We start from the raw sequence: 16,302 nt of genomic DNA, 5'->3' as shown, positions 1-16,302 counted from the left end.
CATATAAACCAACGAAAAGAGCGCCCACTAAGGCGCTCTTTTTATTTCCGTCGAACTAGGACTTATCTTTCACCGTCGTTGCTTGGGATCACATCGGGCTTCTTATCTCGCCCTAACATCAGCAAACAAGGCGTCAGCACCAGGGTAAGTACCGTTGCAAACGCTAAACCTCCCGCAATTGCCGTAGCGAGTTGCGACCACCACTGCGTGCTCGGCGCGCCGAATTCTATCTTTTGATTAATCAGGTCGATGTTCATCTCTAACACCATCGGCATTAAGCCTAAAATGGTGGTGACCGTAGTCAGCATTACAGGTCTTAAACGTTGCACACCGGTTCTTAGAATCGCATCTCGCTTATCCAAGCCTCTTTTAATCAACTGGTTATAGGTATCGATCAGCACGATATTGTTGTTCACCACGATACCTGCCAGTGCAATCACTCCAATACCAGACATCACTATGCCAAACGGGCGCTGAAAGATAAGCAGACCAACAAACACACCAACCGTCGAGAACAGCACCGCACTCAAAATCAGGAATGCTTGATAGAAACTATTAAACTGAGTAATCAGAATCAACGCCATTACCGCCAAAGCAACCAAGAAAGCACTTTGTAAGAAGGCTGACGAGTTTTCTTGTTCTTCGTTTTGACCGCGGATACGAAATTCTACACTACTCGGTAGCCCCAGCTCACTCAACGCTTGCTCAATCTTTGGTAATTCAAGGGCAAGGTTATAACCCTCTTCCATATCCGCCATGATGTTCACCACACGCTTACCATCAAGGCGTTTAATCGTATCTTGCTTATGGTCGGGAACAATCTGAGCAAAGTTGGTGATCGGCACCAAGCCCGCAGGTGTTTTGACTCTCAGCTGGTCGAAGCGTCCGATATCCCTTTTATCATTCGGGTAACGTACCAATATATCGACCTCTTCTGAAGAGTCATCTGGGAGGTAATCACCAATCTTGAGACCATTAGTCACGAATTGAACGGTATTTCCCACCAAGGTCGCATCAGCAGCAAAGCGCGCGGCATCGTCGCGGCGAATATCCACCTTCCAATCGATGCCGTCTTTACTCGCGGTATCACTGATATTGGTCAGTGCTTGATTGCCATCTGCCCAACCTCTCACAATTTTTGCAGCCTGATTAAGTTGCTCTGGCGTTCGTGCCGACAGCTCAATCACTAAGTCATTTTCAACTGGAGGTCCTGCATCTGGAAACTTATATTCAATCTCAACACCTGCGTATTGATCAGTTTGCACTTTTAACTCATCAATAATCGCTTTAACGCTGCGGCGATATTGCCAGTCAACAGGCGTAATTGAGATCAAACCAATCTGGTCGTCACCACCAGTACGCGTGTAAACAGTATCAAACTCATCATGATTGAGCATCATCAGTTCAATATCACGCATGATGTCATCTTTTTCTTGGATAGACAGGTCACCATGAGAACGAACTTTGACATTAAAGAATGGCGGATCAACTTCTGGGAAGAACTCTGCACCTAGACCCGCTTTTGAATAAGTAAAACCAACTGCAACCGCGAGTAATATCGCACTGAAGAGGATCTTAAATGGGTGCTTAATCGCAATCGACAGTGTGTGGTAATACGCCTTAGTTAAGCCTGTAGCCTGTGAGAAATCACCGTTGTGCAGTGCCACCATTCGCGCTTGGCTTTTGGGCGATACGTATTGAGGTTTACCAATCAAACCACCGAGTACAGGCACAAACAACAACGCCATAATCAATGAAGCGGTTAAGGTTGCAATCAACGTTAATGGCAAGAACTTCATGAATTCGCCCGTTACATCCGGCCAAAACAGCAATGGAGCAAATGCAGCCAAGGTTGTAGCCGTTGATGCCGTTATTGGCCACGCCATCCGTTTCGCTGCATCTCGGTAAGCGGCTTTACGCCCTTCACCTTCTTGCATTCGCCTGTCGGCAAACTCGGTAACCACAATTGCGCCATCGACCAACATACCAACCGCCATGATCAACGAGAACAGCACCACGATGTTGACGGTTAGACCAAACACAGACAACACCAACAATCCCGTGAGGAACGATCCAGGAATTGAAATTCCGACCAATAGCGCGGTTCGAACACCAAGAATCGCGATGATCACGATCACCACTAAAATGATGGCGGATAAGATATTATTTTGAAGATCGTTGAGCATGATCTTCACATCTTTAGATTCATCCCAGGTGTATTTGACCAATAGGTTATTTGGCCATTCAGCTTGCTGCTGAGCACCAGCCATTACCGCTTTGACTAGCTCAACGGTTTCAATGATATTTTCACCCGCACGTTTCTTGATATCCAAGACAACCGCGGATTTGCCATCTAAACGGGCAAAGCTTTCAGGATCTCGAAACGCTCGGCGAACCGTGGCGACATCGCCAAAAGTGACCACCTGCTTGCCATCAACTTTGATTGGCAACTCAAGTACGTCTTTTAAGGAGTTAAACACCGAAGGGACTTTGACCGAAAAACGCCCGTAGCCTGTATCAACAAAGCCTGCGGCCACCACTCGGTTATTCAAAGCAATCAGATTATAGATGTCCGCTTGATCTAGGCTGTAACTCTCCATCAATAATGGATCAACGATGATTTCTACTATGTCATCGCGATCGCCTGCAATATCGACTTCAAGGATCTGACGATAGCTTTCGAGTTTATCTCCGAGCTCTCGAGCGATTTGTACTATGGTGCGCTCAGGCACGGTACCAAACAGAACCACAGACAACACAGGCTGCTCAGAAGCGAGGGTAACTTCATTTACAGTCGGCTCATCGCTATCTTCTGGCAATTTGGGCTTAGCCAGATCAACCGCGTCACGAACATCAGCCATCGCTTTAGTAAGATCGACGCCAACATTAAACTCTAACACCACAGAGGCGTGCCCTTCTGCTGCGGTTGCTGTCATCTCTTTTACGCCTTCGATTGACCTAAGCTCTTGCTCAATAGGTCGAACCAATAAACGTTCTGCATCCGTTGGCGAGATCCCTTGATGCCCGACCGAAACATAGATAATTGGGATGGTAATGTCTGGGCTCGATTCCTTGGGTATCGTGATATAGGTGACGACACCGGCGACAAGGATTAACGCTAAAAGGGAGAGCATTGTTCGAGCACGAGACAAGGCTGCATCAATAATTGAATACATCGGCTATCTCCTACTCAGCAATTACATTAGAGAGTTCAGCGCCTTGCTCAACAGCAATTACTGAATCACCATCACGCACAAACCCTTGACCTACGGTGATGATATCGACGCGTTGTCCAAGTCCTGTGAGCCACACTCCATCTTGCTCTGCCTTTACTAGCTGAATGCCTACAAATTTCACGGTTGGTGAGTCATCGACTGAAACCAAAGTTTTGACCCCAAGGTTACCTGCCTCATCCAGTGCCAGCATGGCAGGTGTAATCTTGATTGCATCTCTTGTTTCTAGGTTGAGTGTTACTTCTGCACTGACACCTGCAGGTAATAGGCCTTTGGAATTATCGATTTCAATCTCTATTGGGAAGGTATTAGTAGCAGCAGAAGAGATACGAGAAACATAGCGTAAACGGCCTTCCGCTTCTTCTCGCCCTAACAAACGAACCAAAGCAGATTGATTGACTAACAAGTGCTGGATATGACGCTCACTGACATCGGCCTCAATAACCAAAGGATCGAGGTCAATCACGCCAGCAACCGGATCGCCAACACCAACGAAATCACCGAGCTCCACCATCAAATCTTGAACCACACCCGAAAAAGGCGAAGTAATCACAGTATTCTTTAAAGCCAATTCTGCATTGCGCTTCATGGCCTTTGCTTCAGTTAATGAAGCCTCAGCGGTGGTATAAGCTATCTCGCCTTGCAGCCCTCTTTTCTTCAAAGACTGCGCCGCTTTGAATTCTTTCTGCTTCAAGCGATATAACGCAGATGCTCGCTCTAGTTGAATCTCTAAATCACCTTTATCTATCTGAGCAATGGCTTGTCCAACTTTAACCGCATCGCCCTTAACAACGTTCAATCTAACAACCTTGCCCGCAACTTCAGCCCCCAAACGAGCATGTCTATCGGGCGCCGTTCGACCATAGAGATCAATCGTTTTAAAGGTCGGTGATGAAGTAAATGTTTGAAAAGAGACCTTCGCCAACGGAATTTCTGTCACTTTTTTCTCAGACGACTCTTCCGCTTGCCCCACTCCTAAACCAAGCCAAATCGACAACAGCACAACTAGAATCAGAGAAACCAACCACGGCTGCTTCAGTTTCTGAAAAAGTGGAGAGTTAGCAAATAGAGTGGGCATAGCAAATCCTTTTGTCCGATGTTATTAAGGCGCGCTAATTAGCTTAACACTGTCATATGCAACATCCTGATGCACTGCGGTAACCTTAACAGACCCACACCCAACGAAGTTGGACTCTATCGACAGTTTAAAAAATATGGCGTTTACTATAAGTCAGGTGGATAAAACAAAGATTACACATTCCCCACCCAAATACCTCTTGGTGTATATGGCTAGAATAGGTCGAATTACTGTCTGTTTTATATGATGTATTTCTTAAAAACAAAAACGCCGAGCATGAGCTCAGCGTTTAAAATATTTCTAATGTAGCTCTCAGATCAAGCTACCTTTCAGTTCACGTTAGACGCTAAATGATGCACCACAACCACATGTTGTTGTCGCGTTCGGGTTGTTCACAAAGAAGCGTGCGCCTTCTAGGCCTTCAGTGTAATCAACCATGCCGCCCATTAAGTACTGTAGGCTCATTGGGTCAACAACCAGCGTAACACCGCTGTTTACAATAGTAGTGTCGCCATCATTTACTTTTTCATCAAATGTGAAGCCGTATTGGAAACCACTACAACCGCCACCTGTAATGTATACACGCAGTTTTAGTTCTGGGTTTTCTTCTTCAGCAATTAGCGTTTGTACGCGTGTAGCTGCTGCATCAGAAAAAGACAATGGGATATTTACTTCGCTCACGACAACCTCTCTTACCTGTGTCAAAAACAACATGATACAAATCTAATTCGAGACCATAGTTGTTGAGTATTTTCTTATATTCTGGTGATTATCTAATACCTGACTGAAACGTTCAAGTATTCACCACAGGATCGTTCCTTTTACTGTCGTAAACTCGCCCATATCTGACAATTAAAACGTGTAACCACACAAAACAACCAGATTCGGGGGATTATATCGGCGAAAGCATTCCTAGTTGGATTCTGGATAGGTACAATGCGTGCCAATTGGTCCGACAGTCAAAAGAGGATATATCAATGACCAAATCAGCAGAACTGTATCAAAAGGCACAGCAAACTATTCCAGGTGGCGTTAACTCTCCAGTGCGCGCTTTTAACGGTGTAGGTGGTTCTCCAATCTTCGTTGATAGAGCTGACGGCCCACTTCTTTTTGATGCTGATGGGAAAGCATATATCGATTACGTTGGCTCTTGGGGCCCAATGATCCTTGGTCACAACCACGCAGTTATCCGTGAAGCTGTCATTGATGCAGCGCAACGCGGCCTTAGCTTCGGTGCTCCAACCGAAACTGAAATCAAAATGGCTGAACTTGTCTCTGAGATGGTTCCATCAATGGAACAGCTGCGTATGGTGAGCTCAGGTACAGAAGCAACAATGAGTGCGATTCGTCTTGCTCGTGGCTTTACTGGTCGTGACAAAATTCTTAAGTTTGAAGGCTGTTACCACGGTCACGCAGACAGCCTACTGGTAAAAGCAGGTTCTGGCGCACTGACTTTAGGTCAACCAAGCTCTCCTGGTGTACCAGCTGATTTTGCGAAACTAACGCTAACAGCAACCTTCAACAATCTAGATTCAGTACGTGAAATCTTCGCAGCAAACAAAGGTGAGATCGCTTGTATCATCGTTGAGCCTGTAGCGGGTAACATGAACTGTATCCCTCCAGTAGAAGGCTTCCACGAAGGCCTACGTGAAATCTGTGACCAAGAAGGTGCGTTGCTAATCTTTGATGAAGTAATGACAGGTTTCCGCGTTGCTGAAGGTTGTGCTCAGGCTTACTACAACATCAAGCCAGACCTAACGTGTCTTGGTAAAGTGATTGGCGGCGGCATGCCTGTAGGTGCTTTCGGTGGTCGTAAAGATGTGATGCAATACATCGCACCAACTGGCCCTGTTTACCAAGCGGGTACGCTTTCAGGTAACCCTGTTGCAATGGCTGCTGGCTACGCATGTTTGAACCTTCTACGAGAAGAAGGCAACGAAAAGCGTCTAGCTTCAAAAACTAAGCAACTGGCTAATGGCTTCAAGCAACTTGCAGACAAGCACGGTATTCCAATGCTAGTTCACCAAGTTGGCGGTATGTTTGGTTTCTTCTTCACTGACCAAGAAACTGTGACGTGCTACGAAGATGTAACTAAGTGTGATGTCGAACGCTTCAAGCGCTTCTTCCACCTAATGTTAGATCACGGTGTTTACCTTGCACCTTCAGCATTCGAAGCAAGCTTTACTTCTCTTGCTCATGGTTCAAAAGAACTGGATGCAACACTAGAAGCTGCTGATCGCTCTCTTGCGATCATTGCTGCTGAAAGCAAATAGTCGAAAGCACTTTATAAGTCGCTAACCGATTGAATTTAGGGCTGCATTAGATGCAGCCCTTTTTAATACATCACGCTCGCTGACCACAAATATGACAGCTTATTTACCCTTCGATTAAGGCTAAAACTGAACCTAAAACGCCTAACGTTCCCAGAAAAGAAAAACCAACAACATCAAGGTGCCAAGGAACATTCTGAACCAAGGGATCTCTTTTTTTGTTTGCTGTTCTTCATCTTGGCATTTCTTATCTTTATTACAGCATCCCATTATCAAAACTCCTCATTGCTAACTCTCTGTTTTGCAGCCATTATAAACTCAGAACGCAAATATAGAGACCATTAACGTGTCAGAAAAACTCAAAATCAATACCAGCCACTGGGTGATCATCATCGCCCTACTTGCGGCGGCTTATGCTTGTTACTTGCTTATAGAGCCGTACGTCAACTCAATCGTGATGGCCTTTATCATTTCACTATTGATGTTCCCAATCCATGAGTGGCTTGAAAAAAAGCTCCCGAATAAAGAAAACATCGTCTCTCTGTTGTCTTGTGTGATTCTGACTTTCATTATTGTTATCCCTTTATTGGCAGTATTCGCAGCAATTGTTCAGCAAGGTTCTCTGTTCTCTCAGAACACCTACCAATGGGTGACCCACGGCGGTATTCAGACTTTATTTGCACACCCATTAGTGGTCAAAGCGCTGTCATTTGTGAATAACTACTTGCCTTTCGACAACATTGAGCCTCAAGCCATCGCACAGAAAGTCGGTGAATTTGCGACCAGCTTTGGCTCAAAACTGGTTGGTATCAGTGCAAAAATCCTTGGTGATGCGACCAATTTCTTGATGGATTTCTTCTTGATGCTGTTTGTTCTGTTCTTCTTATTAAGAGATCACGACAAAATCATCAGCGTGGTTCGTCATATTTTGCCTTTATCTCGTAGCCAAGAAGACAAATTGCTAACCGAGATTGAGCAAGTATCGAAATCAGCTGTAATGGGTTCATTCTTAACCGCAATAGCGCAAGGTTTTGCGGGCGGGTTAGGTATGTGGATTGCTGGTTTCCCTGGCCTATTCTGGGGCACTATGATGGGCTTTGCCTCTTTCATCCCAGTTGTGGGTACCGCTCTAATCTGGATCCCTGCGGCGACCTACTTGTTCCTAACAGGCGATACCACATGGGCGATTTTCCTAACGGTTTACTGTGTAGCGATTGTTGGTTCGATTGATAACCTGCTTCGTCCGCTGCTGATGCAAGGCAGTGCAGGCATGAATACCCTGATGATCTTCTTCTCACTGTTAGGTGGTATTCAATTGTTCGGCTTAATTGGTCTTATCTACGGCCCACTAATCTTTGCGATTACCATTGTCCTATTCAACATCTACGATGAAGAGTTTAAAGACTTTTTAAACCAGCAAGACAAAAGTTAACGAACTTGACGTCAACTTGATTGGCGAACCCGTATTAAACACTTCAAGCTTTGGGCGGATTATGCGAAAATCCGCCCTCATTTTTTGCTAACGATTCAATAGAGTGTCCTATGTCAGCTTATATTGCCCCAAGCCAGATTGCTCAACGCCAACTCGCCTACTTTGAAGGCAAACATGTTTTAGTTGCAGGTGAGGCAGAAGACTTATTTCCTGTTGAATTAGCGAAACATTGTGAATCAGTCACCGTGTTTACCTCTAATTACAGCTACTACCGTCAATTAGAAGGCTGCAACACCATCCAACGTTTTTATGGTGCGGAGTTTACCGAAGAAACCAAAGCCGACTTAGTGATGCTGTACTGGCCAAAGGCTAAAGCAGAAGCGGAATTTCTGTTGGCGATGTTATTTGCCAAGCTAGGTAAAGATACCGAGATTGTCGTAGTTGGAGAGAATCGTTCTGGTGTTAAAAGTATCGAGAAGATGTTCACTCCTTACGGCAAAGTCGTGAAATACGATTCGGCGCGCCGTTGCTCTTTCTACTGGGGTCAATGCTTCGAGCAACCACAAGCCTTTAACCTGCAAGACTGGTTTAAAACCTATACGGTTAACATTGATGAGCAATCACTGACTGTAAAAAGCCTTCCAGGTGTGTTTAGTCACGGCCAATTTGATGTAGGTAGCCAACTGCTACTTGATACTCTGCCAAAGCTGAAAGGTAAGGTACTGGATTTCGGTTGTGGTGCAGGTGTACTAGGCGCGGTAATGGCATCTCGTCACCCTGATATCGAGCTAGAAATGTGCGACATCAGTGCATTTGCCGTGGCATCAAGCCAAGCTACGTTAGAAGCGAACGGTTTAACGGGAAATGTCTTCGCCTCAGATGTCTATTCCGACACATCAAAAGACTACCAATTCATCATCAGTAACCCACCATTCCATTCTGGTTTGGATACAAGCTACAGCGCGACTGAGACCTTACTTGCTCAGGCTCCTAAGCATTTGAAGCGTTCTGGCGAGATGATTATTGTTGCGAACAGTTTCTTAAAATACGTTCCAATTATTGAACAAGCGTTTGGAAAATGCGCGACTCTAAATAAGACCACTAAATTCGCGATCTACCACGCAAACAAATAGCCTATCTAGCACAGCGCAGGGTCATTATCTGCGCTGTCTGTTCATATTTTTGTCAAAACTCTATAAAAATGAGCTTTTGCACACGCTTTAAATACCACTTACTTGTCAAAGTAAAAAAACTCGTTAATTTCGTTAAATTGGAACCCGTTAATTCTATTCTCTGTACTTGTTTTCACCCCTTTTAGCAGTACATCAAAGGAAAGTAGTACCCAATTTATGTTTAGATTCTATCGTAAGCAGAAGTTTAAGCGCCTTCAAAATACCCTAATGCTGGCATTTCTTGTCCTCAGTATTACCCCAGTGACACTTATCGCGATATTTTTCCTCCAGTCGCACAGTCAGGATCTTCAGGAACAAAGTACTTCGCACCTTGTTTCGGTCCGTGATACTAAGCAACAGCAAATTGTCGATTACCTACAAGCTCAAGAGTCCCAAGTCATGGGCTTTGTTCGCTCAGAACTTGCCAATGCCAGTGGCGGGCGATTCTATGGTTTAATCAATGCGTTCCAACGCTTAGGGTTAGATATTGACGAAGCGCGCAGTAATGCGCAGCAGCGTTACATTCAAGGCTCTGGCGATCAAATAAAGACATCGATTCTTCCAGAATCTAGTAGCTTTATTGGCAGCGAACGTTATCGACTGCTTCACAAGCGCTACCATAACTCATATCAAGAATTGCTTAAGCGTTCAGACTTTGATGACATTCTATTAGTCGACATTAACGGTAACGTCGCTTACTCAATCTTTAAGCGTGATGATTACGGCACTAACTTGCTAACAGGTAAGTACAAAGATTCAAACCTAGGCGTTACCTTTCAACGCTTAGCAAAAGACGTAAAAGACAAACGTAAATCCAACGAGGACTATACACCGGTTATCGTTTCTGACTTTAAAGATGAGAACGGTAAGCAGACGGCTTGGTTAGGTGCGCCTATTGTTCAACAAGGCTACCTGCACAGTTACGCCATGTTTAGGCTGCCAATCAATGGGATTACGAAGCTAATTGCGGATCTCAACAAGAGTTCAAATATTCAAACACTGCTTGTGGGGGATGATCACCTGCCACGCAGCCTCGCCCATTCGCAAGAGTCGATTAATTTGAGCTTAGACGTTGTCGACAAAGCATTGGCTGGCGAAACAGCCGTTGGTACGTTCAACAACACTCAAGATCAAGCGATCATCGCAGCATATACCCCAATTGAGCTGAAATACGCAACATGGGCTCTTGTCGTAGAGCTGCCAGAAAAAGAGGCGTTTGCCCGTATTCATCAGTTAGAAAAGATCTTCGTGATCGTGATGCTCACAGCGATCATTCTTGTGTTTGTCGCATCGCATTATCTGTCCAATTTCATCACTTCCCCTCTCCTCAAACTGACGTGGGCTGCCGAGAAAGTCTCTGCTGGTGATCTTGATGAAACCATGATCAATACCGAACGCAAAGATGAAATAGGCCGACTGGCGGTTAGCTTCGAAAGAATGCAGCGATCGATCCGTGAAAAAATGCAGCTCATCAAGAGCCAAAACGGTGAGCTTGAGGACAACCTTAAGACCATTCAAAAGCAAAATGAAGAGTTGCAACTGGCGAACAAACTTAAAGATGAATTCTTAGCCACCACCTCACATGAATTGAGAACGCCATTGCATGGCATGGTTGGCATCGCTGAAGCGCTAATATCTGGTGCTAACGGCCCTATTCCTGCCAACCAGAAGTACCAATTGGATATCATCATCAATAGTGGTCAGAGGTTGGCGACACTGGTTGATGACCTGCTTGATTATCACAAGATGCGCTATGGCAGCTTGGATATTAAGAAGTCTGCTGTTGATTTATCTGCAGCCACCAGCTTAGTGCTTGAGTTATCTCATCACCTGTTAGGTAACAAGCCAATCCGCATCATTAACCAAGTGCCAAGTGATTTAGGTCTCGTTTCATCGGATCCTCAACGACTTGAGCAAGTGATGTATAACTTGGTTGGCAATGCTATCAAGTACACATCAGAAGGTAAGATTGTTATCTCAGCAAGCGTCATCGACGACAACATTCGAGTACAAGTTGTTGATACCGGCCAAGGTATACCTGCTGAATATCTTGAACACATCTTTGAGCCATTGATTCAAGCTGGCCAAGACGCAAGTAACTATCGCCAAGGTGCCGGCCTTGGGTTATCCATCAGTCGTCAGTTAATCGAGTTGATGGGTGGTTCGCTGTATGTAAGTAGCCAGCCGATGCTTGGCACTACATTCAGCTTCACATTACCTTTAGCTACCCAAGAAGAACTGGATAGCTACAGTAAGTCAGGGAGCTACTCACACTTCCAAGCGCCGGATTTAATTGATAACACTCAGCAAGAAAACAGCGCTATCAGTGAAAACCCAGATGGCCCGTTATTGGTTATCGCCGATGATGAGCCGGTGAACCTGCGCGTATTAGACAGCTTCTTGAAGCTAGAAGGTTATCGAGTTCGCACCGCCTGTGACGGCCCTGAGACCATTGAACTGATTGAAAAAGAGAAACCAGAGTTACTTCTGCTCGACATCATGATGCCAGGTATGAGCGGCTATCAGGTTTGTGAAGCACTGCGTAAGCAATACGATCATGCACAATTGCCAATCATCATGCTAACGGCACTCAACCAAGCGGAAGACCGTGTTCGCGGTTTCGAAGCGGGTGCCAACGATTACTTGTCTAAACCGTTCAACAAACAAGAACTGGCGGCGCGAATTACGGCTCACTTATCAGCAAGCAAAGCTGAGCAAAGGCGTCTTGAGAATGATCAATTGCAACTAGAGCTTAAACACAGGGCCATGGTTGAAGCTAACCTGCTAGAAACTCAAGGGCGCTTGCTAGAGCAGCTAGAATCAGCCCCTGAGGCCATCATCTGTATTCGTGATGACCAACGTATTCGCTTCGCCAACGAAGCGGCTGCTAAGCTGTTTAGACGTGGGCAAGAACAACTCAAGCGCTCAATGGCCGACGAGATCATCGCGCCTAAATACCTGAAGGTGGAACAAGCTCACTACTGTGGTGATATTGATATCTATATAGACGACACACGTCAGCGTATTCCAAGTGATATCCTTAAGCTACCTGAAGGCTCAGGGCTCGACACCATGTATATCTTCAATGTCGGTGGTGGCGTTAACTCAAACCGAGTCAATAACCTTGAAACAGCGGTTGAGGCACTTTCAAGCTACGCCTTTGAAGGTGACAAAGATAAGCTTCAACAACTGAAGGAGCTTGGCGGTGAATTTACTCGCCTTGCTGATAAGGCAACTGGTGAGGGTAAAAACAAGCAAGAGCTGATGCGTGAAGTACTAGTCGATGTCATGACCAATGCCATTATCTACTGGGAGTCTGTTACTGGGGAGACCAAGTTTGCTTTCGCAGAAAAGAGTAGCTTATGGCGAGTCTACTTAGACCGCAGTACCCTACAAACTAGAACGCTAGACAAATACCTACGAGTAGAAACTCTACCGAAAACACCTCGCTGGCGAACGGTACTGAGCTCTATCGAATTCATACTTGAGCACTGTAAAGAACAAACACCAGAAAGAACTCATATCGAGATGCTAAGGGATAAACTACAGAAACTACTGACCAGCTAACCCTGAAGTAAGATCACGATACTGTAAATAATGGAGCCCACTTAGCGTGGGCTTTTTTGTACGCCTAATAATCACAAAAAGTAGAATCCCAACGCTTGCAACGCACTTTTTTTACGTCTTTAAACAAGGAGGAATTCACGCCAATTACGCATAGTGCGTGCTCGTAACCATCAGTACTTTTCGTTCTATTCTCAATCATATCTGACCGTTATCTTACTCTTTGTTGCAGTTTGAGAAGCGAGTCACAACAGAACGGCAGATTTAATTTTCTAGGGAAATTTAACGTAAAATCGGCAAGTGACCAAGATCTACAATTACAAAACTCTAGCCTAAAGCTTTATAATAAAAAGCCTAGGTAGTTAGTGACCACTTACACCCAACCGATACAGCAAAACCAAATGCGAGTCACATCACCTTAACAATTGCGCACAAAAAACCACCAAAGCACCCCATTTTGACGTTAATGACGTGGGATTGCTTGTTTTTAACGTTTTTGACGGGAAACGAGTTTGATTAATTCATCGATAAGGTGTTTTCTTACTCCTGCCAAAGGCCTACAGGCCACTCTTACCACTTCTCAGAATCAACGATGAATCTGGAGCAATGAAGAAGAGGTAGGCCTTTAACTAGAGTGTGTATCTACTAAACAATTTAGCGACAGATAACATTCAATCCATTAGTGAAATGAAAGCAAATAGTAAGGAACAGCTATGCTTGCCAATATAAAAAAAACAGCAATAGCAACAGCAATTATTGCAACTGCTACAACAGGTTTTGCATCAGTAGCAACAGCTGCAGAACGCAGTGAGTTGACTATTCACCCGAAAGAGTACACTACATTTGTACGTAACTTTAACCCGTACCTTGGTGCTACTAACCTACATACTACAACCGACTTCCTTTATGAGCCGCTAGTAGTATTCAACGAAATGCACGGTAACACTCCAGTGTTCCGTCTAGCTGAAAACTTCACAATGTCAGATGATCTGATGAGCGTAGTTTTCGACACTCGTAAGGGTGTTAAATGGTCTGACGGAGAAACTTTCTCTGCTGATGATGTTGTTTTTTCTTTCAACCTTGTAAAAGAGAAGCCAGAGCTTGACCAATCTGGTATCAACTCTTGGGTAACTTCTGTAGAAAAACTGAACGACTACCAAGTTAAGTTCAGCCTAACAGAAGCAAACTCAAACGTACCTTATGAGATTGCTAAAGTACCTGTAGTACCTAAGCACATCTGGAAAGACGTGAAAGATCCATCAACGTTTACCAATGAGAACCCAGTAGGTTCTGGTCCGTTTACAGAAATCGATACGTTTACAGCTCAGCTATACATCCAGTGTGCTAACCCGAACTACTGGGATGCAGACAACCTAGATGTTGACTGTCTACGTGTTCCACAAATTGCGAACAACGACCAGTTCCTAGGTAAAGTTGTAAACAGTGAAATGGACTGGACGTCTTCTTTCGTTCCAGATATCGATCGTACATACGCTGCAGCTAGCCCTAAACACCACTACTGGTACCCGCCAGCAGGTACACAGGCATTCATCGTTAACTTCAAGCACCCTGATGCTGCGAAGCATGAAGCATTGAGCAACGTTGAATTCCGTCGTGCTTTCTCTATGGCTCTTGACCGTCAAACTATCATCGATATCGCATTCTACGGTGGCGGTACTGTGAACGATTTCGCATCGGGTCTTGGCTACGCATTTGAAGCTTGGTCTGATGAAAAAACCCATGACAAGTACAAAGGCTTCAACACTTACAACGCTGAAGGCGCGAAGAAGCTTCTTGCTGACGCTGGCTTCAAAGATGTAAACAAAGATGGTTTTGTTGATACTCCATCAGGCAAGTCTTTCGAACTAATGATTCAATCGCCAAACGGCTGGACTGACTTCAACAACACCGTTCAACTAGCGGTAGAACAGCTAAACGAAATCGGTATTAAAGCGAAAGCTCGTACACCTGACTTCTCTGTTTACAACCAAGCAATGCTTGAAGGTACATACGACGTAGCATACACAAACTACTTCCACGGTGCGGATCCATACACGTACTGGAACAGTGCTTACAACTCATCACTTCAATCTGGTGATGGTATGCCTCGTTTCGCGATGCACTTCTACCAAAACGACAAGCTAGATGGTCTTCTAAACAGCTTCTACAAAACAGCTGACAAGAACGAGCAGCTAGATATTGCACACGGTATCCAGCAAATCATCGCTGCAGACCAAGTGACAATCCCAGTGATGTCTGGTGCTTACATGTACCAATACAACACGACTCGCTTCACTGGTTGGTGGAACGAAGAAAATCCAAAAGGCCGTCCAAACATTTGGGCTGGTATTCCAGAGCGTCTACTTCATGTACTGGACCTAAAACCAGTTAAATAAGTAATCGTTCAATCTTTGCGGCGTAACTTCTTACGCCGCTTATAAAAATCCCCACACTATCAATTGAAAGTATGGCGCTAGTCGTCAGGGGATTTTTCGTTCCAAATTTCGCTAGGAGCGACCTGAATCCAGAAACAGGGAAACAATCTGGGTGAGTAAGGTGTGAGTTATGGGTTATTTTTTAAGACGTTTGTCATTTTATTTTGTCGCGCTATTAGTTGCAGCGACGTTAAACTTTATTATTCCAAGAGCAATGCCTGGTGACCCGGTTACCATGATGTTTGCGAACGCTTCTGTTCAAGTTACTCCTGAGCGTATTGCGGCAATGAAAGAACTATTAGGCTTCGTTGATGGCGGCTTACTGGTTCAATACGGCGCATACATGAAGAACATTCTAAGCTGGGAGCTTGGTACATCAATTCAATTCTACCCACTTTCAGTAAATACACTGTTAGGTGGCGCATTCGGTTGGTCGCTATTCTTAGCAGGCACTGCCGTTATTCTTTCTTTCTCGATTGGCTCAATCCTAGGTATTTTTGCAGCGTGGAAACGTGGCAGTAAATACGATGCCTTTGTTACTCCAGGGATGCTTATTCTACAAGCCGTTCCTCAAGTTGTTATTGCAATGCTTGCGCTATTTACCTTCGCAATTGGTTTGAAGTGGTTCCCAACTGGCTACGCCTATACCGCTGGTACGATACCTGATTGGACAAGTTGGGCATTCATCAAAGACGTTGCTTACCACGCTTTCTTGCCTCTGGTATGTGCTTCGGTTGTTCAAATTGGTGGCTTCCTAGTAAACATGCGTAACAACATGATCAACCTACTCGCAGAAGACTACATCACCATGGCGAAAGGCAAAGGCCTTAGCGAAAACCGAGTGGTATTCAATTACGCAGCTCGTAACGCGATGCTGCCAAGTGTGACGGCGCTTTCGATGTCTCTAGGTATGGCAATCGGCGGTCAGTTAATTATCGAAATCATCTTTAACTACCCAGGTCTTGGTAGCGTACTTTTCAACGCAATTAACGCTCGTGACTACCAAGTATTGCAAGGCCAACTGCTTATCATGACGCTATTCATGCTGTTCTTTAACCTTGTTGCAGACATGCTTTACGTTGTTCTTGACCCTCGTCTTCGTAAGGGTGGTAAATAAT

9 protein-coding genes are annotated in these 16,302 nt (G+C 44.9%); 6 read left to right on the top strand and 3 right to left on the bottom strand.

What is annotated here, in order from left to right; translation table 11 throughout:
* Nucleotides 1–62: 62 nt before the first annotated feature.
* The 3 genes from H5300_RS07380 to erpA form a co-directional block, all read right to left on the bottom strand.
* The gene (locus H5300_RS07380) at nucleotides 63–3,176 is read right to left on the bottom strand and encodes an efflux RND transporter permease subunit (RefSeq protein ID WP_182795729.1); all 3,114 of its coding nucleotides are present in this window, start codon (nucleotides 3,174–3,176) and stop codon (nucleotides 63–65) included.
* A 10-nt stretch (nucleotides 3,177–3,186) separates the two neighbouring features.
* Nucleotides 3,187–4,311, bottom strand: a complete 1,125-nt coding sequence (locus tag H5300_RS07375; RefSeq protein WP_182795728.1) for an efflux RND transporter periplasmic adaptor subunit — start codon at nucleotides 4,309–4,311, stop codon at nucleotides 3,187–3,189.
* A 339-nt stretch (nucleotides 4,312–4,650) separates the two neighbouring features.
* Nucleotides 4,651–4,992 (bottom strand): iron-sulfur cluster insertion protein ErpA, encoded by a 342-nt coding sequence (erpA, locus tag H5300_RS07370; RefSeq protein WP_004734539.1) that lies wholly within the window; start codon nucleotides 4,990–4,992, stop codon nucleotides 4,651–4,653.
* Between the two features lie 296 nt (nucleotides 4,993–5,288).
* Between erpA and hemL the strand changes: the two genes are divergently transcribed.
* The 6 genes from hemL to H5300_RS07340 all read left to right on the top strand — a co-directional run bounded on the left by hemL (nucleotide 5,289) and on the right by H5300_RS07340 (nucleotide 16,301).
* Nucleotides 5,289–6,584 carry a glutamate-1-semialdehyde 2,1-aminomutase gene (gene hemL, locus H5300_RS07365; protein WP_017084255.1) on the top strand — a complete coding sequence of 432 codons (1,296 nt, stop codon included), beginning with the start codon at nucleotides 5,289–5,291 and terminating at the stop codon, nucleotides 6,582–6,584.
* A 343-nt stretch (nucleotides 6,585–6,927) separates the two neighbouring features.
* Nucleotides 6,928–8,013, top strand: a complete 1,086-nt coding sequence (locus tag H5300_RS07360) for an AI-2E family transporter (RefSeq protein ID WP_004734536.1) — start codon at nucleotides 6,928–6,930, stop codon at nucleotides 8,011–8,013.
* A 110-nt stretch (nucleotides 8,014–8,123) separates the two neighbouring features.
* Nucleotides 8,124–9,146, top strand: coding sequence for a 16S rRNA (guanine(1207)-N(2))-methyltransferase RsmC (gene rsmC / locus H5300_RS07355; RefSeq protein ID WP_017080763.1), 1,023 nt, complete (start codon nucleotides 8,124–8,126; stop codon nucleotides 9,144–9,146).
* A gap of 216 nt (nucleotides 9,147–9,362) precedes the next feature.
* A complete protein-coding gene (locus tag H5300_RS07350) occupies nucleotides 9,363–12,752 on the top strand; it encodes a response regulator (RefSeq protein WP_182795727.1) in 3,390 nt (1,129 codons plus the stop codon).
* A 710-nt stretch (nucleotides 12,753–13,462) separates the two neighbouring features.
* Complete coding sequence (locus tag H5300_RS07345; RefSeq protein ID WP_182795726.1) at nucleotides 13,463–15,145, top strand: ABC transporter substrate-binding protein; 1,683 nt, start codon at nucleotides 13,463–13,465, stop codon at nucleotides 15,143–15,145.
* 169 nt (nucleotides 15,146–15,314) lie between these two features.
* Nucleotides 15,315–16,301: an ABC transporter permease gene (locus tag H5300_RS07340; RefSeq protein WP_004734532.1), complete on the top strand. Its 987-nt coding sequence runs from the start codon at nucleotides 15,315–15,317 to the stop codon at nucleotides 16,299–16,301.
* Nucleotide 16,302: the final 1 nt, after the last annotated feature.

Origin of the sequence: Vibrio sp. SG41-7, from assembly GCF_014164465.1 — a bacterium.
Taxonomy (GTDB): domain Bacteria; phylum Pseudomonadota; class Gammaproteobacteria; order Enterobacterales; family Vibrionaceae; genus Vibrio; species Vibrio splendidus.
This window is presented reverse-complemented; position numbering and strand designations above follow the sequence as displayed.